Origin of the sequence: Flavisolibacter tropicus (genome assembly GCF_001644645.1) — a bacterium.
GTDB lineage: Bacteria > Bacteroidota > Bacteroidia > Chitinophagales > Chitinophagaceae > Flavisolibacter > Flavisolibacter tropicus.
In genome coordinates this window covers 4,131,067-4,157,203 of sequence record NZ_CP011390.1, presented here as the reverse complement: position 1 = coordinate 4,157,203, position 26,137 = coordinate 4,131,067, and the positions used below count along the sequence as shown (strand labels likewise).

The window sequence follows — 26,137 nt, the reverse complement described above, 5'->3', positions numbered from 1 at the left end:
TACCATTTAGACAATCAATAAAAAGAGCAGGTTACAGTTTTATCCAAGTTTTTTATATCACTAGCTAAACACTCATTCTATTCTGAAATAAGCAGGGATAGTTGGTGCATGTTGTTACAGCGTAGCTGCTTCCTCTTCTAGCACTGGCATAAGCTCATTAGCTTGCTTGCTATCGACGCTCATTGCTGGTACCGATTTATGTACAAACCAGGAGACGATGGATGAAATGGTTAACACAACAGTGGGCACAATACCAATAGGTGTAAAGTAAAACGTAGGAAGTGTTGTAAAAACAATCAACGCTATCATTGCATATACCGATTTGCCTTGGCGGACACGCTGCTTTGCATAGTCGCGGCATTTACCCAACAGCACATAGGCCTGGTAAGCCAGCACGACTCCAAACAGTTGTAAGGAATAGTGATAGAAGTTGAAAACAGAGCGACCTATGCTTATTGAATTAGTGATAGTATTATACCCGTTTCGGAAACAATGTAGCACCATACAACAAATCAGGAACACAGGTCCCCAGTAAAGTAGTGCAACGACATGTTTACGTGTATGGCCGTGCCGTTGGTTTTTCCAACGACGCGCTAATAGTATAGTAGCTATGATCGAACTTAAAACGGCTATTGGGCCACCAAATAGTTCCAGGAATTCATTCATACTACCAAACTAATCGACTACTTCACTTTATGGAATATTCACATGTATGAAGCCGGGTCTTCGTTGTATGAAGTGTTGGTTTTGTTATATAGCTTATTGGGCTTACAAAGCTTTTCTACAGCGCACCTGTAAAAAATACGGCACTTGCTGACTGTCTTGTAGGCGAGGCTGCTGCGCTACTACTTCATTACTGGGGCAGGGTTCATTGAACTCCTCAATGATAAACCCGGTTTTCACCAGGGTATTTACCCATTGCGACAAGGTGCGGGAAAACTTAGGTACTTTAAACTTAGGAAAGGCGCTCTTATAGTGCGCCGGCGCAGCACCAAAAATCCATTCTTCTATATCACCATGTATGTGCTTAAAATAATCACTTATCTCTATTGCATAAGTTTTCCCATTTACATCTCTCTTATTTACCCGAACCGGTGTATCAAAACAAGGATGGGTAATGGAAAACTGGAAAAAGCCACCGGGCTTGATCACGCGGTAGGCCTCGGTTAGTGCCTGCTCCAATTCCGGAATGTCCATCAGGCACATGAAGGAAGTGGCAAAGTCAAACTGGTTATTTTCAAAGGGCAGCTCAATAGCGCTGGCTATCTGGTAGGCTATGCCTAATGGATGTTGCGCCTCTTCTTCCAAGGCATTTTGGATAAAGACTTCAGAAATATCAATAGCGCAGATGGCAGCTCCCTTCTTTGCCAATAGGCGGGTATTATGGCCTTCGCCGCACCCAATGTCAATACCGCTTAAGCCTTGTACACCAGGTAACATATTAAAGAAGGCTGGCGTATTCAGATGGTCTCTGTAAATATCAAAGCCCGCTCTGGCAATGGTGGTCCACGCAAGGGCATTATCGTTCCAGTATTTACCTACTTCTATATGATCCATGGCGATTGATGTTGTCTATAAGGGATTAGCGCATATAGATATCCCCTATCTTGAAGATAGGGGATATCGACTATTGCAAGTCTCTGGATATAATGGATTAAAACAATTAGCATTTTTCAACGTCTCTCTGTCAACTGAATTCTATCCTCTATCAACAGTCCTCTGCCAACTGCCCTACCACGCATTCATCTGATCCTTATTAATGCGCTCCGCATGCATTACATCACCTTCGCTCCATTGTGGACTGTACTTCACAAAGAAGTAGATCCAAATAGTACGAGAGATGCGCATTAGCGGTGGCTGCAATAACACCAGCATCACAGCGTTCAGTCCAATCCACCAAAAGAAGCGTGAGTCGGAAAGTGAAAAGCCAATTGTAAGCCACCATAGAAAAAAGGAAAAAAGACTGATCAACACAGCCAATGTATAACTCACCATATTGGTACCATAGTAAAAACCAGGCTCCATATCCAGCACTTGTCCGCATACCGGGCAGTGCGCATTCATGACCATAAATTTTCTCAGGTTGTAGGGGTTGCCGTATTTATACAACTTACCCCTGCGGCAGCGTGGACATTTATTTTGTAGGATACTTAAAACAATATTGGGTTTTACATCGGCCTTTGTTGCACACATACGTAGTCAGATAAAATGAAAAGATCGTAATGCCGGCATGCTCAAACCACATGCCTGCTCGCTTATCTATTGATAAGCGCTGCAAAGGTATTTAATACAAAAGGGATTGGCTTGATAATTTCATTGTACCGCTCGTACTTGTACACCTACTTTCAATCCCTTTTTAGAACAATTAGATTTGTAATTGTGAAGATCATCAACCGCACCGTTTGGATCCTTTCACTGGTCAGCCTGTTTGCCGACGTGGCCAGCGAGATGCTGTATCCCGTTGTTCCCATCTACCTTAAAGAAATTGGCTTTTCCGTTTTACTGATTGGTGTGCTGGAAGGCATTGCTGAATTTACGGCCGGACTCAGCAAAGGGTACTTTGGCAAGCGCAGCGATGAGAAAGGCATTCGCCTTCCCTTTATTAAAGCCGGTTATTTTTTAAGTGCTTTGTCCAAGCCTATGATGGCAGTATTAACCTATCCTTGGTGGATCTTCCTGGCCCGTACTACGGACCGGCTTGGCAAAGGCCTACGTACCGCAGCACGCGATGCATTGCTCTCACAAAACGCTACCCCACAAACCAAGGCACGTGTGTTTGCTTTTCACCGCGGTATGGATACATTGGGTGCCGTTATTGGCCCGGTGCTGGCCCTCACTTTTCTCTATTTCTTTCCCCGGCAATATGCCCCTCTGTTTTATTATGCTTTTATTCCGGGTATGGTAGCCGTGGGGTTGATCTTTTTGCTTAAAGAAAAGAAACAACCTTCCTCAACGCTACGCAAAGGCAATTTTTTCTCGTTCTTCCGCTATTGGAGCATTGCGCCGGTCGACTATAAACAACTGGTTTTAGGACTGTTGGTGTTTACATTGTTCAACAGTTCCGATGTGTTTTTGTTACTGAAGACCAAAGAGATCACCGGCAGCGATACCACTACTATTCTAGCCTATATCTTTTATAACCTGGTCTATGCAGTTGCTTCCTACCCACTGGGCGTACTGGCCGACCGGTTTGGATTGAAGCGTGTATTCTGTGGCGGCCTGTTAGTGTTTGCAATCGTATACCTGTTATTTGCTTTAAGCACGACTACCTATTTACTATTCATTGCCTTTTTCCTGTATGGCATTTATGCAGCTGCTACGGAAGGCATTGCCAAAGCATGGATCACCAACCTGGCACATGATACCAACACGGCTACTGCTATTGGCTTTTACACATCAGGACAAAGCATCTGTACATTGCTGGCAAGCGTGGTTGCTGGTGTGTTATGGACTGGTTTGAACAGCACTGTTCCATTTATAGTGACCGCCTTGGCAGCTTTAGGTGTTTATATCTACTTCCGTTTAATTCCTGCCAAAAATTATTAATGCGGAGCTTTTTGGCACAAGTTTGGTTATTTATCAAACAACTACAAAAGCTTTAGTTTTCTTATATATAATTCTGCGCTAACCTATGCAGAGACACCAGAGGCGATGAATGCATTCATCGCCTCTAATTTTTTAGAAAAGGGTGTATTTTCAAGCATGTCTGTTACCCCACATGTAAACCTACGGCGTATGCCTATGCTACGCCTGTTAATGCCGTTTATGCTGGGTATAGGCTGTCAATGGTACTGGCCCCACCCACCTTCTCTTTTAGGTGAATGCGCCCTCCCTATCCTCATTTTTCTTTTCATCGCTTATCGTTTACCTATTGTGCACCGGTTTGCCTATAAGCAAGTAAGCGGTTTTCTTTTGCAAGCCTTGTTGTTTATAGCCGGCAGTTTACTAGCGTGGAAACAAGATGTGCGTAATAACACACAATGGATTAGTCACCAAACTAAACCAGAGCAAGCCCTGTTACTACGACTGGAAGAACCATTAGTAGAAAAACCCAACTCCTATAAAGCACTGGCAACGGTAAAAGGCAGGTACACAAAAGATCATTTGGAGCCTCTGACCGGGCAAGTGATTCTTTACTTTAAAAAAGATAGTAACAGCCTCTCCTTAAGCTATGGCAGCCAGATCATAACAGCCAAACGGTTACAGCTTATTCGAAATACAGGCAATCCCGGAGGTTTTGACTTTCAGCAATACAGTCTGCGCCAAGGCACCACGCACCAAGCCTACTTAACGCTCAACGACTACCAAGTGCTGCCCCAAAAAGAGGAAGCCGCTTTAACCAAAGCCATCTATCGTTGCCGGCAAGCAATTGTTGAGACATTGCAACAATATATACCCGGTGAAAAAGAAGCCGGCTTGGCAGAAGCCTTACTTATTGGCTATAAAGACGATCTGGACAAGAACCTGGTACAGTCTTATTCCAATACAGGCGTGGTACATGTCATCGCTATTTCTGGTTTGCACCTGGGAATTATTTATTGGCTACTGTTACTTCTCACCCGTCCACTTTCTCGCCAATCATGGAGATGGGGGCGCTTTTTGTTGATCATAGCAGGCCTTTGGGCGTTTAGTCTACTGGCTGGTGCACAACCTTCAGTTCTGCGCTCGGCAGTGATGTTTACCTGTATAGCCTTTAGTACGGTCATAGACCGCAAGGCATCTATTTACAACACCTTAGCACTTTCAGCCTTTGTGTTACTCTGTATCAATCCATACTGGCTGTGGGATGTGGGTTTTCAGCTTTCCTACCTGGCCGTACTAAGCATTCTTGTTTTCTTTAAACCTATATACAACTGGTGCTTCTTCCCCAACAAGTTGGTTGATTTTGTATGGAAGCTAACAGCAGTATCGATGGCGGCCCAAATACTCACGCTGCCTATTAGCATTTATTATTTCCACCAGTTTCCGCTTCTCTTCTTATTGTCCAACCTGGTAGCAGTTCCCTTATCCAGCTTGATCTTGATTGGAGAGATTATTCTGTGCGCATTGGCTTTTATTCCCAGTATAGCCGTAAAGTGCGGCCAGCTCTTATCCTTGCTTATTCAAGGACTTAACAACTATGTGGAACGCTTAGACTCGGTGTCTTTTGCCGTTTGGCAAAACCTGTCCATTTCACCTTTGCAGACTGCATTGCTATACGCGTGCATACTTGGTTTAACGCTTTGGCTACTCCATCAACAAACCAAGGCCATTCGGATAGCCTTGAGCAGCGCACTATTGTTTATAGGCCTGCGCGCCCTTTCATTTAAACAGGCCACACAGCAACAACAGCTCATTGTTTATAACATCCCCAAGCGACAGGCCATTGATGTTATACAAGGGCAGTCTTCTGCGTTTATTGGCGATAGCGCATTGTTGCAAGAACCCGCTCTCTATCGTTTTCATCTGCAGCCATCTCGTATTCATTACCGCATTGAAGAACAGCATTGTATTAATCAGAAAACCTTTGTTATTGAAGGCAAGCAATGCTTAGTTATTGATACCACTGTAGTATTTCAACCACAACCCACTAAGCCTGTTATTGATCTGCTGATTCTTTCCAAAAACCCAAAACTTTACCTTGAGCAAATAGCCCAGGCATCAACTATCAAACAGATTGTTATTGATGGTTCGGTGCCTCATTGGAAAGCTGATCTGTGGAAACGCAGTGCCCTTGCGCTACACATTCCCTTTTATGATGTACAGGAGCAAGGTGCTTTTGTGATGCCGTTTTAGTCTCCTACCTTTGCGGCTCCTTTAAGAAGCTGTTTGAGTTAGTTATTCAGAATTGATGATGAGAGTATTTTGGAGCGAAACAAGGAGGATTTTGCAGCCATAGTCAAACGCCTAAGGCAAAAAATCCGACGAAGTTGCAGCCCAAAAGACACCATGCGCCATATCAAATAATTAATTCAAACAGCTTCTAAGCCTGCCTTAATTTATTTCTACATGAACAAGAAAATTTCAGCCGCTCTGATCTCTGTATTTTACAAAGATGGTCTTGAGCCCGTAGTACGCCAGTTGCAACAGCAAGGCACCACTATTTACTCTACCGGAGGTACTCAAAAGTTTATTGAAGACCTGGGTATACCTGTAGTGCCAGTAGAGCAGTTAACCTCTTACCCTTCTATTTTAGGAGGTCGTGTAAAGACCTTGCATCCATTGATTTTTGGTGGTATACTAGGTCGTAGAAATAATGAAACCGATGTGCAGGAAATGAAGCAATATGGTATTCCTGAACTGGACCTGGTGATTGTGGACTTGTATCCTTTCCAGGAAACAGTAGCCAACACTACAGATGAAAAACTGATCATTGAAAAGGTTGATATTGGTGGTCCATCCATGATACGCGGTGCCGCCAAGAACTTCAGTGATGTAACGGTGTTAGCTTCCAAAGATGATTACGCCAACCTGGTAGAGATCCTGGAATTACAAAATGGAGAAACCACTTTAGAACAACGCAGAAAATTTGCGGCTAAAGCGTTCCAGATAGTAGCCGATTATGATATTGCTATCACCAACTATTTCAGTGCAGATACGCCACTGACCGTATTTGGACAAGAACAACGCACGCCACTGCGTTATGGTGAGAACCCACATCAGCAAGCTGCGTTCTTTGGCAACCTTTCCGAGAACTTCAATCAGCTGCATGGTAAAGAGATCAGCTATAACAACCTGGTAGATATTGATGCCGCTATTGAATTGATCCAGGAGTTTGAAGGTGAAACTACTCAGGCCACATTTGCTATTATCAAGCATACCAACGTGTGTGGTATTTCCAGTCGCCCTTCTGTAGAAGGCGCCTGGAAAGATGCCTTAGCAGGTGATGCAGAAAGTGCTTTTGGTGGTGTGCTGGTATGTAATGGCGCTATAGATATAGCTACTGCCAATGCTATTAACGAGATCTTCTTTGAAGTATTGATTGCACCTGCTTTTGATGCAGATGCACTGACTATTTTACAATCCAAGAAGAACCGCATATTACTACAATTGAATAAACCAGTTGCTGCTACAAAACAATACAAGAATGTATTGAATGGCACCCTGGTACAAGACAAGGATAAAGGCAACTATGAAAAGTGGGAAGATGTAGGAGGCCGTCCGGCTACTGCATCGGAAAGAGAAGACCTGTTGTTTGCCAACATCGTGTGTAAGCATTTAAAGAGCAACGCTATTGCGCTGGTAAAAAACAAACAACTGGTAGGTAAAGGTTGCGGTCAAACCAGTCGTATTGACGCCTTACGTCATGCCGTAGAAAAAGCCAAGCAGTTCAGTTTTGATCTGAAAGGAGCTGTTATGGCCAGCGATGCGTTCTTCCCCTTTAATGATTGTGTGAAGCTGGGCGATGAAGCGGGCATTACAGCGTTTGTACAACCAGGTGGTTCTATTCGCGACAAAGACAGTATTGAATATTGCAAGGAAAGAAACCTGGCTATGGTAATGACCGGCATGCGTCATTTCAGACACTAAGGCAGGCGTGAAAGGTGAAACGTGAGCAGGGAGTTTTCCTCTTTCACGTTTCACCTTTCACCTTTCACTTTTCTTTTCACTCACCACTCACTACACATCCAATGCCTCTAAACCCCCAACATAAAAATGTTGCTGGCAGTGATGCGCAAGCAGAACAAGATGTAACCACGTACTTGGAACAGATGAACCCCTTGCCCCTTCACAACAAAAGCCAGCATAGGAAAGCAATAGCGGCGCTGATTGCTGTGTGTTTTTTATGGGGTACCACCTGGCTGGCTTCCAGAGAAGGCGTAAAACATATGCCAGCACTACAGTTGGTAGGAATGCGTCAACTATTAGGTGGAGTGTGTTACGTGGTCTTTTTCCTGATCAAGGGTTATCACCTTCCCAAAGGAAAAGAATGGGGCCCGATCTTGGTCCTTTGCGTGTTAAACTTCCTCTTAAGCAATGCGCTTTCTACCTGGGGTGTAAAATTTATTTCTGCTGGCCTGGGCTCCATCATTGGTGCTATTTTCCCGCTGTGGCTGGTATTGATTGCAGCATTCAGCTCACATTCCAAACTGCGGTTTAATACAGTAATTGGCCTTTTACTAGGCTTTGCCGGTGTCTGTGTTATCTTCTTCGATCACTTGCAAGATTTCCTGAATCCAGAGTTTCGCTTTGGTATTTTTATCTCTATAGCATCTACCTGGTCGTGGGCATTCGGTACACTTTATACTAAAAAGCAGGCGGCTAATTTCAACCCTTATTTTAGTTTAGGACTGCAAATGGTTATTTCCGGCACAGCTCTTATTGGTGGCAGCTTTGCCTTAGGTTATGCCATACCCTTGGCAGCTATTCCAAATGCTTCTTGGATGGCCATTGCCTACCTGGTTACCGCTGGCTCAATACTTACATTCCTGGCTTATTTATATGCCTTACAACATCTTCCCACAGAGCAGGTAAGCTTATATGCCTATGTAAATCCGGTTGTGGCTGTTTTATTGGGGTGGCAGTTGCTGGGAGAAGAACTTTCCGGCTATATTATTATCGGGATGCTGATTACCCTTGTTGGTGTATACCTGGTAAACAAGTCCATCATGAAGATGTTACCGGCTAAGCGGGTCAAAGAAGAGAATTAGTACACAACGGTCTTAAGGAATCGCTCATACAATTCCTGCCAGCCTTTGAACATCGGGTCAGTTCCTAAAAACTGGTTATGCCAGATAGTAATCAAAACGGCACCGCATTGTTTGGTTACATGGTAGTAGTGCATCAATTCATCAAAGGCGTCTTCTACCGATAAGTTTTGCTCAAAGAAAGCATTGGCATCCATAAAACAGAACGGATGCAGCTGCAATATCGTTGCCACTTCATTATCCAGGTCATACCAATGAAACGGCGTACTTATGGAAGCTCTAAAACCATTAATACTACCATAGCCCATTGAGTAATCTTCTCTTATACCATTGTGTATTAAACGCCGGAAAGTATCTGGTAAAGTAAACCGAATGTAGTGTTGACGGGAAAAGGTAATCTTTTGACTAGCAAGGCGCTCTAACTCCTCTTTCTCCTTTTGAAAGAATTCGGCCTTATCACCACTGCTCCAAGAAGGATGTAAGCCCACTACATAGGTATGAGCATGATGTTTTATCAACTCCTGAAAAGCACTATTAGTGGTAGCTATATTTTTATCGTACTGGTTTCTTTCTTGCCCTACATGAAAAAAATACAGCGGCCACAATTCATACTTCCAATGTATGGCATCTAACCAGTCGTAGCAATCATAGGGGTCCTGCTCCTTCCCTCTCAAAACCTTAAACCGTTCTCTTACTCTTGCCCATTGACCATTGACTATTGATTTTACCGTACCTCCTGCATTACGCAAAAAACCTTTGTTCTGATAACTCCAGGCTATATCAATGTCATACGTAGGAACAAATTGGAAGCTCCGAATTCCAAGTTCCAAATTCCAAATTTCTTGAAGGATTTCTCTAAAGTCTTCCAACCAAATATTGATCAGTGGCAGGTGCAGGAAGCCGTTTTTATAAGCCAAACTATTTTCGTGTGCATAGCGGCCATAGCTATCTTTCTGGTGAGGCAGGTACTCTTCATACCGCGATAGCAAATAAAATACAGCAGCAAAGAGATCAAAGCCTAGTGCACCTTCTGTAGCAAAGAAGGCTTTATAGCCATGTGCATGTTCAAAGCAGTCGATCGACTGCTTTTTCACCCCTGCTTCAAAAAGCAGGTCAACAGGCTTTATCCAAAGCGTTTGCTCATTAATGCTAGTTGCAGAGTAATTGATCTTATGTTTGTCTGCACTTTGGAAATACTGCCAATCGGTAGTCAGAAGAAATGACTCCCCATAGTACTGCGTTAGGAAGCTGGCTACATATTGCAGCCGCGGCGTAACGGTATGACTGTAAATCAGCACAAGCGTTATTTAACCTTTTTGCCATTACGCTCCTTCCACAACTGGTTGAAGGACTTTTCAGGAAATTCAAGCTCGCTGCGGTGTTTCTTCCAGTCTTTTACAAACGTATTGACCATCCAGCCTTTCAGTCGGCCCGAACCCATGTTCATCATGCCGCGATTCCTCATAGCCTTTTTCCAAAAGACCCAGGCCATCTTTTCTACAAAGGAGGCATGGTTCTTCTTCACGGCCTCAGCCCTATTCTCCAGCAAAAGTTCATGCAGGTTGATCTTCACCGCACATACTTCTGTACAATTGCCACACAGCGAAGAAGCATAGCTTAAGTGCTTCCACTCATCCATTTCTTTCAGGTGGGGAGTAATCACCGATCCAATAGGACCGCTATAGGTTGTGCCATAAGCATGGCCACCAATATTTTTATAGACAGGACAAGCGTTTAAGCAAGCACCACAACGGATACAGTACAAGCTTTCTCTTGATGTTGGATTCATCAGGATATTGGTGCGCCCATTATCCAGCAGTATCACATACATTTCTTCTGGGCCGTCGGTTTCACCCGGCTGGCGCGGTCCGCTTACAATAGAATTATAAACAGTTACTTTCTGACCCGTACCATAGGTAGCCAATAGCGGCCAGAACAATCCCAGGTCAGTAAGCGTAGGAATCACTTTCTCAATACCCACAATTACAATATGGGTTTTTGGATAAGCACAGCTCAAGCGGCCATTACCTTCATTTTCAGTTAGGGCAATAGCGCCGGTATCGGCTACAATAAAGTTGGCCCCGGTGATCCCGATTTGCGCCTGACGGTATTTCTCACGCAGCTTTTGCCGCGCTACTAACGTTAGCTGACTTGGATTTAAAGAAGACGGAGTACCTAGCTTTTCAGCAAAGAGTTTAGCCACATCTTCCTTGCTCTTGTGCATAGCCGGTGTTACAATATGATAAGGTGGTTCATCGTCCAGTTGCTGAATGTATTCACCCAGGTCTGTCTCCACACTTTCAATATTGTGTTTATTCAGGAACTTATTCAGGTGTAGTTCCTCTGTAACCATGCTCTTGCTCTTTACAATAGTAGAGCAATTCTTATCCTTACAGATCGTGAGAATTTGTTGCAAGGCTTCATCAGCCGTTTCAGCCCATAGCACCTTTCCGCCGCGTTTGGTCAGTGTACTTTCAAAAAGTTCCAGCTGTTTATCCAATGTTTCAATAGCCTTCCACTTTACATTCTTGGCCCGCTCACGCGCCAGTGGAACATCAGTAAACTGTGTTTTGCCTTGCGGCACTACCGCATTGTATCGCGCAATATTAAAGTTGATCTTACGGCGATGCTCCCTGTCGGCAGCCTTTACCGTGCTTTTGGCTACGAAGGTGGATGATTGTTCAGACATTTACTTCTTTTCGGCTTTTTGGTCAAAGTACTCAACCGCTATCTGGTGTAAGGTATTATAAAATTCTGCTCCAAACTTACGTTCTATCGGCTCTTTTAAAAACTGGTATACCGGCACCTTTAGCTTTTTACCAAATGCACAAGCCGGGTCGCACATTACTTCCCTTGGCTCGTAGTTGACCATGGTGTACTGCTTTGTTTCAGTAAGACGAATGGGAAACAGGTGACAGCTAATGGGCTTTTTCCACCCGATCTTACCATCGTTATAAGCTGCTTCAAAGCCGCACTTGATAATGCCTTTTTCATCGCGGAAGCCGTATACACACAGGCCACCGTTGATGGTAGGAGTTACCCAGCCAAATTCTTTATCATATAAAAACTTGCCTTGGCGCTTAATTTCGTCAAGTCCCTCTTGGGTCAGGTATGGCACCACGGCTTCGAAGTTGTCTTCGATAATTTTCATTTCTTCTTGTTCCAGGGGAGCACCGGCATCGCCATCCTCGCAGCAGCCACCTTTACACTTATTTAGGTCGCACACAAATTTGGCTTCTACCACCTCATCGCTCACCAGAACATTATCTATTGATATCATGTGTTCAATGTAAGGCACAAAATTAACCCTCCTTTTCCAGCTATGGTGTGGATTAACGGGAAATTATGTGATAGTCTCAAGCAGAACGCGCCAAGGGGCGTAAGAAAGATTTCGCACAGAGCTAAGGAGAAAAGGAGGACTGGGTGCAGGTTTCGATCTTCTACACTCTACCTGCCTGCCATCTACAATGACTCTTGATTGGCAGGCGTAACTTGTTTCAGCAGTTGATAGAAAAGCAACTACCCCAAAAGCACACTTCCCCTAAAAATCTAATCTCATCCAGCTAATTCTTCTTTCTAATCCTCCCAATCCGCCATCCCAAAATCAGCCATCAGCCATTCTACCTTGCCTACTCCTTCCCTCTACCTTCACTGCCACTCCTCTACACCTTCATGGTTACTCCGTATAGAAGCCTAGGTAACTCCGTATCAGGTCCCTACTTACTCCGTATGAAGTCCGTACCTCACCCGCACTTCTGGCCTTTCTACCCCGCGCCCTACCCTCTGACAACCTATCCTGCCCCTTCTGGCACCCCGAAATCATGATGGAAATTTGTAATAAAACAGCCTGTAACCCAAGCTAAAGTGAAGAGTTTAAAGATACAAAAGAGCCGGCAGTTTTGCAGGTAAGAGGAAATAATAATATCTAGTAGGACTGTTCTGCTTGTAGCTTGCAGCGTGAAGCTTGTAGCTTTCCCTCCCTATTTCTTCCACTGTATCGTATTAATCAAGTGCTGTAGGTCTTTTTTAAGGAAGGCATTAACAGGTGCTAAAGAATCTTCGTTAGGGGTAGCTGCAAAATACAGTGCGCCGCGCAGGAAATGCTTAGAGGTATCGGTAGCAAAGAACTGATTACCAGTAGCGGTATTGCCTTTCAGGGTAAAATAAACACCCTCTACTCCATTGGGAGTTGTAAACGGCTCTGGTTCAATAGCTGAAGCTTTATAAGTGTGTTGTTTATACGACATGGTAAAGGCGTCGTTTACCAGCGAGTCAAAGTTATTCTTCTGCACATCCTTATAAGATATATGAATGCGGCTGTTAAACTGAGGAAAGTCAATGTTGATCCAATAAGGATTCTCTGGTTGCCTATCAAAAAACAAGGTATCCTTGATCACCTTGCCATACACCGGGTATTCGAAAGTATAGGGGTAGCCCGGCTGATCAAAGGTTTGATAGGCTTTTTGGGGGAAGTCGATCTTAAAATAGCCGCGGGGCTTTACAACATAATCACTGTTACACGCCGCCATCAGCACAGTTGCAACGGCTATCCATAATAGGCTCTTAGTCTTCATTTCGGTTGCGGTTGATCGTTACCTTAACGGTGTTGATGCGGTTTTTATTGATCTCTAATACAGTAAATTGAAAGTCGCCAGCGGTTACGGTTTCATCCTGGGCAGGGAATTTACCAGCTATTTCCAGTACCAGTCCGCCAAGAGAGTCACTTTCACCCCGCACTTCATCAAAGGTATCCAAGGCTAGTCTCATAGCCCTACACATATCGTGTAGCATTACCTTCGCATCAACAATATAGGTATCGTTATCAATTTGGCGCACGCTGTTTTCCTCTTCGTCAAACTCGTCCTTTATATCGCCAATAATTTCTTCCAGGATGTCTTCCATGGTTACAATACCGCTGGTGCCACCAAATTCATCTACTACCACGGCAAAGTGTATGCGCTTTGTGCGGAATTCTTCCAGCAGATCTTTGATCAGCTTAGACTCCGGCACAAAAAACGGCGCGCGGATAATGGTATGCCAGTCAAAATTGGGCTCGTGCAAATACGGTAAAAGGTCTTTAGTGTTGACCACACCAGCCACATTATCCAGCGTGTCTTTATATACCGGCAGGCGCGAGTAATGCAGGTCCTCTACTTTTCTAACAAGCTCACTAAAGGGAGTGTCGTATTCAACACCGTTTACATCCAGGCGAAAGCGCATGATCTGCTTTACGGAGATATTGCCAAACTTTACAATACCCTTTAGAATATTCTTTTCTTCTACAGAAGTTTCTTCATTGTTTACATCAATAGCGGCATCCAGCTGGCGCAGGCTTGCGCTCTCTACTTTATCAGCACCGCTTTGTTTACTGATATTGTCGGCTATGGCCACCATATATAAGCTGGGGCGGCGCAGTAAAAGATGTAAGGCTTCCACTACAGATGATGTACTGTAGGCAAAGCGCAGATTATTTTGAGTAGCCCATACTTTGGGCAGCACCTTTCCTATTAGCACCAGGATAAAGGCAATAACAATGATCTTTACCAGCATATCCAGGTTAATGGGTAATATAAAGTCCACGGTGCCCAGGTGTAAAATGCTATTCAGTAAGAAATTGGTCAGGATAATAATACTGATGTTGAAAAAAGTGCCGGCAATCAGTAAAGAAGTATAAACGGCTTTGCGTTCGTCTAATAAACTGGTAATGCGGCGGGCGGCGGCATGCTGTTTAGTTTTCAGCATGTTTACGTCTTTGCCCTGTAAGGTAAACAGCGCTACCTCAGCACCGGCTGTTACAAAGCTTAGTAAGAGTAAAATAATCAGCAGAACAACAAGAAAAACTGCCCCCTGCGGGTTTGCAGATATAATGGTGTAGGCTAGTGAAAATAGTAAGTTATCAACCGAATGATAGTCCAAAGCAACGATTTTGGTGAACAATATATGGATAAAGGCAGGATAATCCTGCCCTTATCTACACGACAAATTTATTTTATTTCTGCTATTTAAAAAGATAAGTCTTCATTCTCATCGAGCGGCGGTGGTACGTTTATTCCTTCCATACCCCCTGATTCAGTTTGTCCGCTCATAGCGGCGCCATGATTACCTTCGGTGCGCTTGTCTAGCATAATGAGGTTATCACCAACCACCTCGGTAGCAAACTTTCGGTTAGCCTCTTTGTCTTCCCAGCTGCGGGTACGCAGTCGGCCTTCTATATAGACCAAGCTGCCCTTGTGCAGGTACTTCTGGGCCAGTTCGGCCAATCCTCGCCACAATACTACGGTATGCCATTCGGTTTGGGATACCAATTTGCCTGAACGATCTTTAAAGGTTTCGGTGGTGGCCAGCGGAAATTTTGCAACAGCAATATTACCTTCTAAAAACTGTACATCCGGATCTTTACCTAAGTTGCCAATAAGCATAACTCTGTTTACGCCTCTCATACCATTCAAATTTTCGTTAGTGAATCGTCTAAAGCTTCGTATCTCTAATTTACTTAAAAGCAACAAATTGTTTGCCAGTAAGCTGGTGCTAATTTTTACTTAAGAATTGCTGTAAGGTTTTAGGAAAGGGATAACGCTCTAATTCATTTTTAACAACCCATTGAAAACCTTCTAGTTGCGGCTTTTTTTTAACTTCTAAATGGATAAAAGAAAAATGAATGGTTTGGTGAGAAAGCTTTTGTGTAAGGTTTACGGCAGCGCTAATGACTTCATATTGCGCAGGCCGAATGCCATAACTATGCTCTAATTGCAGCAGCACTTCGTTTTTATTTAGTTTTTTATCGGCTTCAATCAACAGGGGTTGATAAAGGTTCTGCCAAATATCTTTAGCGGTACGGTGCTGTATGGCCACCGCATTTCCGTATTGAAGAACAATGTAGTGAAACCAACGTTCACGTATCTGCGTCTTCTTGCTTTTGATGGGCAGCAAGGCCTGTTTGTTGCCCAAAAATGCCTGGCATTGCTCCTGGAAAAAACATTGGGAGCAATTGGGCACAGGCTTACAGATAACAGCGCCAAAGTCCATGATAGCCTGGTTATAGGCCGCGGCTTGTTTTTCCGGCAGCTGCTCCTGCGCTAACTGCGAAAAAACTTTTTTTCCTTCAGTAGTATCTATGGGCTGTTCCAGGGCATATATGCGGGAAAGCACCCGGAACACATTGCCATCCAGCACAGCGTATGGTGCATTATAAGCAAATGAGGCAATAGCAGCAGCGGTATAAGGCCCCACTCCTTTTAAGGCTAGTATTTCTCCATAGGTATCCGGAAAAATGCCATTGCGCTCGGTGGCAATAAAGCGGGCAGTAGCAATAAGGTTTCTACACCGCGAATAATACCCCAGCCCTTCCCATAATTTAAAAATGGCCTGATCAGGCGCAGCAGCCAGATCAGTTATAGTTGGAAACGTTTGTATAAAGCGTTCATAATATTTCCACCCCTGCTCTACCCGGGTTTGTTGTAAAATGATTTCGCTCAACCAAATTTTATACGGATCAGCTTCTCCTTTCCAGGGCATTTCGCGGCTATTTTCCTGGCGGTTCCATTGTAACAAACCCTTGGCAAAGGCGCGTCCCAAGTCTTTTTCTCCGTTTTTAGCGGTGCTTTTTGTTTTTCCCATTTATTTTAACAAAACAACAATTTCCTCCTGAAAGATGTTGTATAATGTTGACAATCATTATATTTAGTATTATATTGCTATCACAAAGACAAAACAGAGCTATGAGAAAAGCTGATCTAGTCAACCAGATTTCGGAAAAAACCGGCATTCCCAAGGTCGATGTATTAGTAACTCTTGAGTCCATGTTTAAAGAGATCAAGGACTCTCTTTCTAAGGGTGAAAACATCTATATCCGGGGCTTTGGATCGTTTATCACAAAAAAACGTGCCGCCAAAATTGGACGCAATATCAAGAAAAATATTGCCGTTCACATTCCTGAACATCAAATCCCTGCCTTTAAGCCTGCAAAAGAGTTTGTAGCTGAAGTGAAGAAAACAACTGTAGTAGAATAACAATAACTTTGCGTGCCCATTCACAAGAACAGGGGCCGTTTTCATGAAAAGACCACAGTTGATAACAGCAGGGATTGCTGTTTTTTTGACCATCACATTATATGCTGTCACTCAGGACAAAATATTTGGTCATAACCCAAAAACACCTACCGGTAGTCAGCAGGCTGATAGCCATGCCGGGCACGATCATGCCCAGGACGAGCAGCTATCTGTAGATAGCATCTTGCACCATGCCAAGGAAAACCTTACGGCAGAGCAGCTGACCCGCATTAGTTTTTTAGAGAGCAGCGTCACCCGCGGCGATGTGGGTGAGCAGAAAATGCACATCTACCACCAGCTGGCAAAGTTCTGGCGCGACACCGCCCGCATCTTTGAACCATACGCCTGGTACACCGCCGAGGCCGCGCGGTTGGAAAATTCAGAAAAATCCCTCACCTTTGCAGCCCATTTGTTTTTAAACAATCTGCGGTTTGAAAAAAGTCCTCTGGTTCAACACTGGAAAGGCGAACAAGCCAAAGATCTTTTTGAACGTTCTTTGAAGCTCAACCCGAATAATGATTCCTCTCAGGTAGCCCTGGGCGCCACACTGTTGTATGGCGGCCTTTCAGAAAGCCCGATGGAAGCCATTATGAAGATTCGCCAGGTAGTAGAGCGCGACTCTACCAATATTTACGCCCAGATGACTTTAGGAGAAGCCTCCATGATGTCTGGACAATTGGATAAAGCTATTGAGCGTTTTAAAAGGGTAACACAACTACAGCCTAATAATCTGGAAGCATTATTATACCTGGCAGATGTGTATGAGCGGAAAAATGATAAGAAGGAAGCAGCGGCCTGGTACCAGCGCAGTTTACCTTTTATTCAAATACCGGAACTCAAACAAGAAGTTGAAAAACGAGTGAAAGATTTACTTAAATAATTTTCAAACATAAAATTTCGTTTCACGTATGCCTTGTGGTAAAAAAAGAAAGCGTCATAAAATTGCGACGCATAAGCGCAAAAAGAGATTAAGAAAAAACCGTCATAAAAAGAGGAAATAACTTCTTAGGTTAATATTTTATCCGGGAATAGCCCAGCTATTCCCGGCTTTATTGCTTGTTGATTGCGTAATACCGTTTGCATTCCTCCCATCAATTTGCTCCATCATCATTCTCTCAAAAGGTTACTGCAGCATTCCGGTATACACTAACGCAATTGGCATGTATTGCTATTTCGTACATAAAGCTGTAGTAATGTGAACAAAGAATTGATTATAAATGCAGCCCCGCACGGCGTGGACATTGCATTATTGGAAGATAAAAAACTTGTAGAGCTTCATACAGAAAAGGTAGATGCCCGCTTTGCAGTTGGCGATTTGTATTTGGGTAAAGTAAAGAAATTAATTCCCGGCTTAAACGCAGCTTTCGTTGATGTAGGCCATGAAAAGGATGCTTTTTTACACTATACCGATCTAAGCCCCTATGCCCGCTCTTTGCTGAAATTTACCCAACAGGCTATTAATGATCGTAGTCCTGAAGGGTTTGACTTTGCACAATTTCCCAATGAGCCAGAAATTATTAAAACCGGCAAGATCAATGAGGTTTTAAACGGCAAGCCTAACATTTTAGTTCAAATTTTAAAGGAACCCATCGCGGCCAAAGGCCCGCGCCTGAGCTGTGAGATCTCCTTACCAGGTCGTTTTGTAGTACTAACTCCTTTTAATGATATTGTAGCCGTATCGCGCAAGATCCACTCTGCTGAAGAGCGGAAGCGCTTGCAACGGATCATTGAATCCATCAAGCAAAAGAATTTCGGGGTTATTGTACGTACAGCGGCTGAAGGAAAAAATACAGCAGAGCTGCATGAAGACCTTTCAGAACTGGTAGCTACCTGGAAAACCATTCAAAAGAATTTGCAAGGCGCAGTAGCTCCTGCCAAGATACTGAGTGAGCAAACTAAGACCACTTCGATCTTAAGGGACTTGCTGAATGAAGACTTCAACCGCATTGTAACTAACGACAAAGGCATTTATGCCGATGCCAAGAGCTATATTCAAAAGATAGCCCCGGAAAAAGCCGACATTGTAACCCTGCATGCCAACAATGGTGGCATGGGTGTCTTTGACCAGTATGGTATTACCAAACAGGTAAAGGCTTCTTTTGGTAAAACCGTGAACCTGAACAGTGGCGCCTATATTATTATTGAGCACACAGAGGCCTTACACGTAATTGATGTAAACAGCGGCTACAAGAGTGTTAGTAATAATCAGGAACAAAACGCCCTGGAAACCAATATGGAAGCGGCGGAAGAAATTGCCCGCCAATTGCGCCTGCGCGATATTGGGGGAATTATTGTGGTAGACTTCATTGATATGAAACTGCCCGATAACAAAAAGAAATTAATGGAAGCGATGGAAGGGTTTATGCAGCCCGACCGCGCTAAACATGCCGTTCTTCCTATTTCCAAATTTGGCCTGATGCAAATTACGCGGCAGCGTATGAAGCCGGAAATGAACATCAACACCCAAGAGGTGTGTCCAAGCTGTCATGGTACCGGTAAGATTGCTTCTACACTGATCCTGGAAGATGAGATTGAAAAGAACCTCAACTACCTGATCACTCATAAACACCGCAACCTGACCATCATGGTCAATCCAATTGTACATGCCTACCTGACAAAAGGTTGGCTGTGGAGCAAAGCGGCTAAGTGGAAACGTAAGTTCAAACAAACCGTTACCATAAAGGCTGATACCAATTACCAATTGACCGAATTCCGGTTCTTTGACCAAGACGGTGAAGAAATCAAAATATAGAAAAAAGCCCTGAAGTAGTTCAGGGCTTTTTTTATGTCTTAGACTCATTTAATTTAGATAGCAGCAGCCCACTATATTCAGTACGCTCTCCCTCCTTCAATATTCATCATTCATTATTCATTATTCCTTATTCATTCTCTCTTCATTGAACATTGAGCGTTGATCACGGCATTGAACATTGAACATTTCCTGCATTCTTCCTTCCTTGTTCCTTGTTCAATATTCTCTTCTGTCCTCTGTAAACCAACAACCTTATTTAAAAAGAGGTTACAATTCCAATCCCCAGGTTTAGAATATCCGGAACAGACAAGGCCTTTCGGTTTCTAACATAACTGGCCAGCTCCACATCATAGGTTCCCAGCTCATAATATAGCCCTATTCGTTTTATGCCTCGTCTACTACTCACCTGTTTGTTCACCTGTCCGCCAATAAAGGCCCCTGCATGCAGAGCCGTTGGGAATTTGTAGTAGTCATAGGGATAATTGTCGGGCGTAAAACCAAAGTATTGTTTTCCGAACGTATAGTTCACTTGCAGACCAGTGCTTAGGGGCCGCAGTTGCCATGTTTTACGATTGATTGGCTTTAGCGGAAACCAGGTTCCCTTTACAGTCAGCGCATGTATATCCAATCCGCCTACCGATGCTGGCGTAAAACCATAAAACACATCTCCCTGTAACTTGTCTTTTTTATTATGGTAGCCCACACCCACAGACAGAAAGCCTATACCACCTGCATACTGCAGCTTGGTATGATCTGGCAGCCACTTCTGTGCACTTACTGCCAAATGACCCAGCAACAGCACTATAGCAAACATGGATTTATATGATAGATTAGAACTCAACTTCTTCAATTTTATATTGATGATCCCAAACCGTTACCACTGAATACATTCGCTTTTTAACCGTGGCGGTTACATAATATTCCATACCATTTTCATAAGGCCGCGAACGGCTTAGGTGATGTTCATGCGCGTGAAGAGAAGCCAGTACATTGGGATAGGTGGCTAGTGTATTTGCATAAGGCTGCTCCAGGTTTGTATCAAAATCTTTATGATCAAAAGGAGGCACATGAGAAATCACAAACACATTTTTAAAGGAAGCTGCTTGTTTCAATTCCGTATTCAACCAGGATAGATTGGGAAGAGAGCCATCAAAGCCCACCTCTCGTGAGTTTGTATTCAGGCAAATCAACCGGGTATCATTGCACGTAAAAGCAAAATTTTCAGGCCCGTACATTTCGTTAAATACCAATCGGCCATTGGCCAGCATATCGTGGTTGCCAATGACACCTACATATGGCATTTTCAGCTTTTTCATTTCCCGATGTACCCACTTAAATTCCTGGCTTAAACCAAAGTCAGATATATCACCTGCTAACACTACAAAGCTGATATCATTTCTTTGATTGATGGTTGTTACAAAGTCAGCTGTTTGATCATAAAAACGCTGCGAGTCGCCAATGAGAACAAACTTAAGTGTGTCCTTCTGTGGCAACGCCTCAATCCTTGGGATGTTTTTCAAATTGATACTTGTTTCATCCTCTTCTAACCGTATTTCATTGGGGCTATACTGAAACAGGTCTTTACAACTCGCTAATGTTAATAGCATAACAGCCACCATGCCTTTCCACCTTTTCATAGTTCTTCGTTTTACATCACAAATCTTATATCCTCATTGGTACATCTATGTACGTGGCAGTGTGTGTATGGCAGGACTGGTTTAGGTCAAATAATGCGAAAAAGAAGCGCTTTTACAGCTGTCGGAAAAGCCTCTACGCAGTATTTGAGTTGTGGAAATAAAAAAACCATGCCTTGGGGCATGGTTTTACTTTTTTAAGCTTATGTAGGTGCGCTTAGTTATATCCGGGGTTCTGTGGCAGCCCGCTTACCTCGCGCTCACTTTGTGGAATCGGTAAGATATTTTTTTGTGCACCGGGAGCCAGGGTTAATGGAGCCCAATGCTCGGGGCTGGTTCTAACCAATGTTTCTTTTCTTCTTAAAATATCAAAGAAACGGAAGCCTTCACCAAACAACTCTTTTCTTCTTTCTACCTGAATTTCTGCTTTCAAGGCATTACCCGTATTGGCAGAAATAACGGCAGTAGGAATTGATCTTTTCTGAACGGCATAAAGTGCCGTTTGTGCAGGTACTGTATTTCCCAGCTCAGCTTCAGCTTCTGCTTCAATCAGGTACATTTCAGCCGAACGCATCAAAGGCACATCCAAATCCCAGGCGGAACGGAAATAAAATTTATTCATCAGGTAGCCATCTCTGCTGATCATTGGCTTATCTCTTTGCAGCGCATCGCCTTCGTAAGTCGCTACTTTTGTTTCATTCACATAGAATAACTTCTTGCGAATATCATCTGCCGCGAAAAGATTAAAGAAAGTTGAAGTAGCTCTAAATGTGCTATAGCCAATATCATAGGGCTCCTGGAAAGAAGCCACCTGCAGGTAACCAGAGTTGTCGTCGGAGCGGTAATCCAAACCCCAGATCCATTCAGAAGTAGGATCAACAAAGCCTTTTAATAAATCAGCTCCTGGAGCCAGGCTAAAACCTGCCCGGGCTAACTTGGCGTTATCACTAGCTAGCTTCCATTGCTCCATGTCCAGGTATACCCGGGCTAACATACCATAGGCTGCATTTTTAGTAACACGGAAAACGCTGTTTCTGGTACTTGACAAGTTGGTAGCTGCAAAAGTTAAGTCGGCTACTATAAAATCATAGATCTCCTTTACCGTTGCACGTGCTGGTGTTGGATCTTTTTCACCAATTGGTGTTTCTAATTTTGGAATACCCAAGCTAGTTGGTGCTACAGAATACGGCTGGCCAAACAAACGTACCAGTTGATAGTTGCCCCAGGCCCTGATCATTCTGGCTTCAGCCAGGAAATCATTTTTCTGGGCATCACTAATTGGCGCAGTTGGCAAGTTTTTAATGGCTTGGTTCGTGTTAGAGATCAAGCGGAAACCATCTCTCCAGAACTGGGTACCATATCCAGCCGTTGGACTTTGCAAAAACTGATATTCAGTAACAAACCGGCTGTAGTTACCTGTACTAACCACCAGCATATCGCCACCCTTAATATCGGTGGTCAACATGATATGATTCGTAAACGTAGATAATGTCATCAGATCGTACAGCCCATTCATAGCGGCTGTCACCTTATCTGGTGTAGAGAATGCATCAGGTGCATCTATAGATGTGGTAGGCTTTGTTTCCAGAAAGTCTTTCTTACATCCGGAAAAGACCATACCCGCAAACAGTATATAAAACAGTGACCTTTTCATTGTTAAGTTTTTATTATAAGCCAAGATTCAGACCTACGGTTAAAGTTTTGATATTAGGGATATCGTTGTTGTTAGTACCGTCTATACCAACCTCTGGGTCCATGCCCTTATGTTTCGCCCAGGTAAAATAGTTTTCTGCCTGAATATAAAAGCGAGCGTTTGAAATCTTTGCTCTGTCCAATACCGACTTCGGCAAAGTATAACCTATGTTAAGGTTCTTCAAACGAGCATAGGAACCGTCAAATAAGAAGCGGGTTGAAGCATTATTACCTAAGTCGGTATTTCTATCAACAAAGCGTGGCACGTCTGTAACATCGCCTGCCTTCTTCCAGGCATTAAAGCTTTGATTAGCCAAGGTTTGACCTCGGTTAGCACCACCATGCATTTGCTGAGACAAGGTAAAGTCGTAGATTTTACCACCTACGTTAAAGAATACAAATACGGTAGCATCAAAGCCTTTGTATTCAAACTTGTTGGTAATACCACCAAAGAACTTTGGTAAAGAGGATCCGTTTTCATAACGGCTAGCCGCATTCCAATCCTTTGTCGTGATTTTTTTGCCAGTAGCCACTTCATTCATATACCACATTGGTTTGCCGTCAGCAGGATCAACACCCGCCCACTCGCGCATATAGTATTGGTATCTGTCACTTCCCACTTTCCAGCGCAGGTTACCCTGAATAATAGAATCCGTGGTCATTTTTTGGATTCTGTTTTTATAAGAAGTCATGTTCAAGGACACATTCCAGTTGAAGTCTTTCTTATCTAATACTCTTACATCCACCATACCTTCTACACCGTAGTTCTTCATGTTAGCCAGGTTGGTCAGGATCGTTGAGAAACCAGTTGTGTAAGAAAGTGGTTTGTCAAACAGGATACCGCTAGAGCCTCTTTCAAAATAGCTCACTTCACCCTTCACTCTTTTGAATAAACCAAATTCAACGCCTATCTCTTTTACCTTGTTGGCTTCCCACTGTAAGCCAGGGTTGCCCAGTTGAGAATAGCTGGTACCGGCACTGCCTCCATAGCTGTTACCAATGCTGTAAAGGTCTAAACGTCCATATCGGGCAATGTTATCATTACCACTGATACCAATACTTCCTCTCAGCTTCAGATCGTTTACCCAGTCAACACCGTTAAGGAAGTTCTCCTTTGAAATACGCCAGGCCGCACCTGCCGACCAAAACGTACCATTTCGGTTGTCCGATCCAAAAACAGACGATCCATCACGTCTTACACTACCAGAAACAAAGTAGCGGTCTAAAAGGCTGTAGTTTACTCTTGAGAAATAAGAGGCAATTCTCTTCTCAGTCACCTGCGAGAAAGCCTGAGAAGGCGTAGCCGCAGCACCCAGTTCTACAATGCCTTCACCCGGAAAGCCAGTTGCTCCGGCTATCAGGTTATCATAACGCATTTTAATAGCTTCCTGACCCAATAACACATTTACACCATGAATGCCAAATGTTTTATCGTAAGCTAATGTATTGGTCAATGTCAGCGTCAGATCTCTAGGCGCATATTTATTGGTTCTTCCCTTTACACCAGAGCCATCACCATTGGTAGGGTTATAGTATTGTGTCTCAAGTAGGTCAATAAAGTCTACACCGCCTTGCGTTTTAAACTTGAAATCTTTTAAGAAGCTTATTTCTGCAAAAGAATTTAAAATAGCACGGGCGGTTTGGGCATTGTAAATGTTTTTCTTAGCCAGCCCCACCGGGTTGTAATCAAACACAACTGGCGTTCTGTAGTTGTATACAAACCCACCGGTAGGATCAACAATGGGAGCTCCTGCAGCATCCAAACGATACAAAGGATAAACGTTAGACACGATATCGGCAAAGCGGATAGGGTTAGCCGCACCACCTGCACCCGGAGGTGTGTTTTGATCGGTATAGGCCAACGTAGAACTTACACCTAACTTCAAATAATCAGTGGTTTGGTTTTCCACGTTTACACGCGCAGAATAGCGTTTGAAGTCTGAGGCCAGAACGATACCTTTTTGGTTAAAGTAGTTTCCAGAAATGAAAAACTTTGTTTTATCATTTCCACCCGAAAGGTTGATGCCGTAATCTTTTGTCAAACCCTGCCTGGTTGCAGCGTCTGTCCAGTTGTTGTCATACAAGGCATTTACACCTGAATTCAGGTTGCCGTTTGCATCATATGGATTGGCATTATTATAAGGATTAGCGCTAAGATTGGTAATGGTACTTGCATTAGCCTTGGTAGCTGCTGTGGCAGGAGCATCGCCTGCAGCAATACGAGTAGCATAATAATAATCCCACCAGTATTTAAAATACTGCTGTGTGGTCATTACATCGTGCTTGTCAACGGCAATAGAAGACCAACCTTGGCTACCAGAAACATTAATTTTTGTTTTACCAGAACGGCCTCTTTTAGTAGTGATAACGATTACACCATTAGCAGCGCGAGAGCCATATAAAGAAGCTGCAGAGGCATCCTTCAAAACAGATATGGATTCAATATCACTGGGGTTTAAGGTAGAAAGCACATTCGCTGTTTGCGCAGACTGGGTAAAATCGCCAGTAGTAATGGCTACTCCGTCTACTACATATAGCGGTGAACTGGAAGCAGAAAACGATCCCACACCACGGATTCTTACAGTCGTGGCGGCACCCGGCTGGCCGGATACGCTTTGAACGGTTACACCAGCAGCAGCACCTTGCAGTGCTTTATCAAAAGAGCTGACCGGTCTTTCTTTAATAACATCCGATTTGATCGTGGAGATAGAACCTGTAAAGGACTCTTTTTTCTGTGTTCCATAAGCCACCACTACCACCTCGCTTAATGCATTTTCACCTTGGCTTAATTGAACGCTTACGTTGTTACCAGAAACCTGTCTTTCCAATGTCTGATACCCAACATAGGTAAAGACCAACGTGCTCTTGGCCGGTGCATTGATCGAAAAAGCACCTTCAGCGTCTGTTACAGTTGCATTTTTTGTGTTTTTGATTGAGACGGTTACGCCCGCTATTGGAGAGCCTCCAGCATCGGTAACCCGCCCGGTTACTTGACTTTGTGCCCATACGGTTTGTAGCCCAAAAAGTAACCCTACAAGCAGTAGAGCTTTTAATTTCCTCATGTGTATGTTTTTTAAAGCAAGTAAATATAACTCTTCAATTAATGATATTATAACAAATATTTATGCTTTTACGATCCCCAAGCACTTAACAAGTGGCCGTTTTAAACAAAAACAGGGGTTCTTGTTGTAAAAACAACAAGAGCACTACTTGCTTATATAGGTTAAAAAGCCTACAAACTGGTAGACTATTTAGGATTTGCTTTTAAAGAAAGGACTGTTATTTATGTCCGATAGAATTTTACGGTTTCCAATGCATATAGTGGTCACACAAAACAAAAAGCCCCCAGTTTAAAACCGGAGGCTGCTATTAATTTTAGATGCT

Annotated in this window: 21 protein-coding genes; 7 read left to right on the top strand and 14 right to left on the bottom strand. The window is 43.5% G+C overall.

From position 1 onward, the window contains the following. Positions 1-114 precede the first annotated feature (114 nt). From SY85_RS25495 to SY85_RS17695, 3 genes are all read right to left on the bottom strand, one after another. Positions 115-666: a hypothetical protein gene (locus SY85_RS25495; RefSeq protein WP_148661233.1), complete on the bottom strand. Its 552-nt coding sequence runs from the start codon at positions 664-666 to the stop codon at positions 115-117. A gap of 102 nt (positions 667-768) precedes the next feature. Continuing rightward, entirely contained in the window at positions 769-1,557 is a 789-nt protein-coding gene (locus SY85_RS17700) for a class I SAM-dependent methyltransferase (protein WP_066406195.1), read from the bottom strand. A 174-nt stretch (positions 1,558-1,731) separates the two neighbouring features. Continuing rightward, entirely contained in the window at positions 1,732-2,193 is a 462-nt protein-coding gene (locus SY85_RS17695) for a DUF983 domain-containing protein (protein WP_066406194.1), read from the bottom strand. Between the two features lie 186 nt (positions 2,194-2,379). Between SY85_RS17695 and SY85_RS17690 the strand changes: the two genes are divergently transcribed. The 4 genes from SY85_RS17690 (at position 2,380) to SY85_RS17675 (ending at position 8,630) form a co-directional block, all read left to right on the top strand. Further along, positions 2,380-3,546, top strand: a complete 1,167-nt coding sequence (locus SY85_RS17690) for an MFS transporter (RefSeq protein ID WP_066409942.1) — start codon at positions 2,380-2,382, stop codon at positions 3,544-3,546. A 105-nt stretch (positions 3,547-3,651) separates the two neighbouring features. Then, positions 3,652-5,775 carry a ComEC/Rec2 family competence protein gene (locus tag SY85_RS17685; protein ID WP_082886560.1) on the top strand — a complete coding sequence of 708 codons (2,124 nt, stop codon included), beginning with the start codon at positions 3,652-3,654 and terminating at the stop codon, positions 5,773-5,775. Between the two features lie 213 nt (positions 5,776-5,988). Beyond that, positions 5,989-7,509 (top strand): bifunctional phosphoribosylaminoimidazolecarboxamide formyltransferase/IMP cyclohydrolase, encoded by a 1,521-nt coding sequence (gene purH / locus SY85_RS17680; RefSeq protein ID WP_066406193.1) that lies wholly within the window; start codon positions 5,989-5,991, stop codon positions 7,507-7,509. A 101-nt stretch (positions 7,510-7,610) separates the two neighbouring features. Continuing rightward, positions 7,611-8,630 carry a DMT family transporter gene (locus SY85_RS17675; protein WP_226998876.1) on the top strand — a complete coding sequence of 340 codons (1,020 nt, stop codon included), beginning with the start codon at positions 7,611-7,613 and terminating at the stop codon, positions 8,628-8,630. Here SY85_RS17675 and SY85_RS17670 read toward each other — a convergent pair. From SY85_RS17670 to mutY, 7 genes are all read right to left on the bottom strand, one after another. Next, positions 8,627-9,925, bottom strand: a complete 1,299-nt coding sequence (locus SY85_RS17670; RefSeq protein WP_066406192.1) for a polysaccharide deacetylase family protein — start codon at positions 9,923-9,925, stop codon at positions 8,627-8,629. The two genes, SY85_RS17675 and SY85_RS17670, sit on opposite strands and share 4 nt — an antisense overlap. 5 nt (positions 9,926-9,930) lie before the next feature. Further along, the gene (locus tag SY85_RS17665; RefSeq protein ID WP_066406191.1) at positions 9,931-11,316 is read right to left on the bottom strand and encodes a LutB/LldF family L-lactate oxidation iron-sulfur protein; all 1,386 of its coding nucleotides are present in this window, start codon (positions 11,314-11,316) and stop codon (positions 9,931-9,933) included. Then, positions 11,317-11,907 (bottom strand): DUF3109 family protein, encoded by a 591-nt coding sequence (locus tag SY85_RS17660; protein ID WP_066406190.1) that lies wholly within the window; start codon positions 11,905-11,907, stop codon positions 11,317-11,319. A 700-nt stretch (positions 11,908-12,607) separates the two neighbouring features. Beyond that, positions 12,608-13,201, bottom strand: a complete 594-nt coding sequence (gene gldD / locus SY85_RS17655) for a gliding motility lipoprotein GldD (protein WP_066406189.1) — start codon at positions 13,199-13,201, stop codon at positions 12,608-12,610. Continuing rightward, positions 13,191-14,543, bottom strand: a complete 1,353-nt coding sequence (gldE, locus tag SY85_RS17650) for a gliding motility-associated protein GldE (protein WP_066406188.1) — start codon at positions 14,541-14,543, stop codon at positions 13,191-13,193. The genes gldD and gldE overlap by 11 nt, the downstream gene beginning before the upstream one ends. 86 nt (positions 14,544-14,629) lie before the next feature. After that, positions 14,630-15,067 (bottom strand): single-stranded DNA-binding protein, encoded by a 438-nt coding sequence (locus SY85_RS17645; protein ID WP_066406187.1) that lies wholly within the window; start codon positions 15,065-15,067, stop codon positions 14,630-14,632. Positions 15,068-15,155: 88 nt separating this feature from the next. Beyond that, complete coding sequence (gene mutY / locus SY85_RS17640) at positions 15,156-16,244, bottom strand: A/G-specific adenine glycosylase (RefSeq protein WP_066406186.1); 1,089 nt, start codon at positions 16,242-16,244, stop codon at positions 15,156-15,158. A 101-nt stretch (positions 16,245-16,345) separates the two neighbouring features. Between mutY and SY85_RS17635 the strand changes: the two genes are divergently transcribed. The 3 genes from SY85_RS17635 to SY85_RS17625 all read left to right on the top strand — a co-directional run bounded on the left by SY85_RS17635 (position 16,346) and on the right by SY85_RS17625 (position 19,427). After that, positions 16,346-16,636: an HU family DNA-binding protein gene (locus SY85_RS17635; protein WP_066406185.1), complete on the top strand. Its 291-nt coding sequence runs from the start codon at positions 16,346-16,348 to the stop codon at positions 16,634-16,636. Positions 16,637-16,679: 43 nt separating this feature from the next. Then, positions 16,680-17,555, top strand: a complete 876-nt coding sequence (locus SY85_RS17630; RefSeq protein ID WP_082886558.1) for a tetratricopeptide repeat protein — start codon at positions 16,680-16,682, stop codon at positions 17,553-17,555. A gap of 315 nt (positions 17,556-17,870) precedes the next feature. Then, entirely contained in the window at positions 17,871-19,427 is a 1,557-nt protein-coding gene (locus SY85_RS17625; protein ID WP_066406184.1) for an Rne/Rng family ribonuclease, read from the top strand. Between the two features lie 256 nt (positions 19,428-19,683). Here the strand turns inward: SY85_RS17625 and SY85_RS17620 are convergent, their stop codons facing one another. The 4 genes from SY85_RS17620 to SY85_RS17605 all read right to left on the bottom strand — a co-directional run bounded on the left by SY85_RS17620 (position 19,684) and on the right by SY85_RS17605 (position 25,815). Next, positions 19,684-20,241: a hypothetical protein gene (locus SY85_RS17620; RefSeq protein WP_066406183.1), complete on the bottom strand. Its 558-nt coding sequence runs from the start codon at positions 20,239-20,241 to the stop codon at positions 19,684-19,686. Positions 20,242-20,257: 16 nt separating this feature from the next. Next, on the bottom strand, positions 20,258-21,064 hold the full coding sequence (locus tag SY85_RS17615; RefSeq protein WP_066406182.1) for a metallophosphoesterase family protein: 807 nt from the start codon (positions 21,062-21,064) through the stop codon (positions 20,258-20,260). Positions 21,065-21,278: 214 nt separating this feature from the next. Continuing rightward, entirely contained in the window at positions 21,279-22,715 is a 1,437-nt protein-coding gene (locus SY85_RS17610; RefSeq protein ID WP_066406181.1) for a RagB/SusD family nutrient uptake outer membrane protein, read from the bottom strand. Between the two features lie 13 nt (positions 22,716-22,728). Then, positions 22,729-25,815, bottom strand: a complete 3,087-nt coding sequence (locus SY85_RS17605) for a SusC/RagA family TonB-linked outer membrane protein (RefSeq protein ID WP_082886556.1) — start codon at positions 25,813-25,815, stop codon at positions 22,729-22,731. Positions 25,816-26,137 lie beyond the last annotated feature (322 nt).

What these genes read in the sequence shown, in the direction of transcription:
- SY85_RS17660 (WP_066406190.1), bottom strand. Translation starts at nt 11,907, where the DNA reads ATGATATCAATAGATAATGTTCTGGTGAGCGATGAGGTGGTAGAAGCC.
- purH (WP_066406193.1), top strand. Translation starts at nt 5,989, where the DNA reads ATGAACAAGAAAATTTCAGCCGCTCTGATCTCTGTATTTTACAAAGAT.
- SY85_RS17615 (WP_066406182.1), bottom strand. Translation starts at nt 21,064, where the DNA reads ATGAAAAGGTGGAAAGGCATGGTGGCTGTTATGCTATTAACATTAGCG.
- SY85_RS25495 (WP_148661233.1), bottom strand. Translation starts at nt 666, where the DNA reads ATGAATGAATTCCTGGAACTATTTGGTGGCCCAATAGCCGTTTTAAGT.
- SY85_RS17675 (WP_226998876.1), top strand. Translation starts at nt 7,611, where the DNA reads ATGCCTCTAAACCCCCAACATAAAAATGTTGCTGGCAGTGATGCGCAA.
- SY85_RS17620 (WP_066406183.1), bottom strand. Translation starts at nt 20,241, where the DNA reads ATGTTTGCTATAGTGCTGTTGCTGGGTCATTTGGCAGTAAGTGCACAG.
- SY85_RS17645 (WP_066406187.1), bottom strand. Translation starts at nt 15,067, where the DNA reads ATGAGAGGCGTAAACAGAGTTATGCTTATTGGCAACTTAGGTAAAGAT.
- SY85_RS17630 (WP_082886558.1), top strand. Translation starts at nt 16,680, where the DNA reads ATGAAAAGACCACAGTTGATAACAGCAGGGATTGCTGTTTTTTTGACC.
- SY85_RS17605 (WP_082886556.1), bottom strand. Translation starts at nt 25,815, where the DNA reads ATGAGGAAATTAAAAGCTCTACTGCTTGTAGGGTTACTTTTTGGGCTA.
- SY85_RS17685 (WP_082886560.1), top strand. Translation starts at nt 3,652, where the DNA reads ATGAATGCATTCATCGCCTCTAATTTTTTAGAAAAGGGTGTATTTTCA.
- SY85_RS17635 (WP_066406185.1), top strand. Translation starts at nt 16,346, where the DNA reads ATGAGAAAAGCTGATCTAGTCAACCAGATTTCGGAAAAAACCGGCATT.
- mutY (WP_066406186.1), bottom strand. Translation starts at nt 16,244, where the DNA reads ATGGGAAAAACAAAAAGCACCGCTAAAAACGGAGAAAAAGACTTGGGA.
- SY85_RS17700 (WP_066406195.1), bottom strand. Translation starts at nt 1,557, where the DNA reads ATGGATCATATAGAAGTAGGTAAATACTGGAACGATAATGCCCTTGCG.
- SY85_RS17665 (WP_066406191.1), bottom strand. Translation starts at nt 11,316, where the DNA reads ATGTCTGAACAATCATCCACCTTCGTAGCCAAAAGCACGGTAAAGGCT.
- gldD (WP_066406189.1), bottom strand. Translation starts at nt 13,201, where the DNA reads ATGAAGACTAAGAGCCTATTATGGATAGCCGTTGCAACTGTGCTGATG.
- SY85_RS17610 (WP_066406181.1), bottom strand. Translation starts at nt 22,715, where the DNA reads ATGAAAAGGTCACTGTTTTATATACTGTTTGCGGGTATGGTCTTTTCC.
- SY85_RS17695 (WP_066406194.1), bottom strand. Translation starts at nt 2,193, where the DNA reads ATGTGTGCAACAAAGGCCGATGTAAAACCCAATATTGTTTTAAGTATC.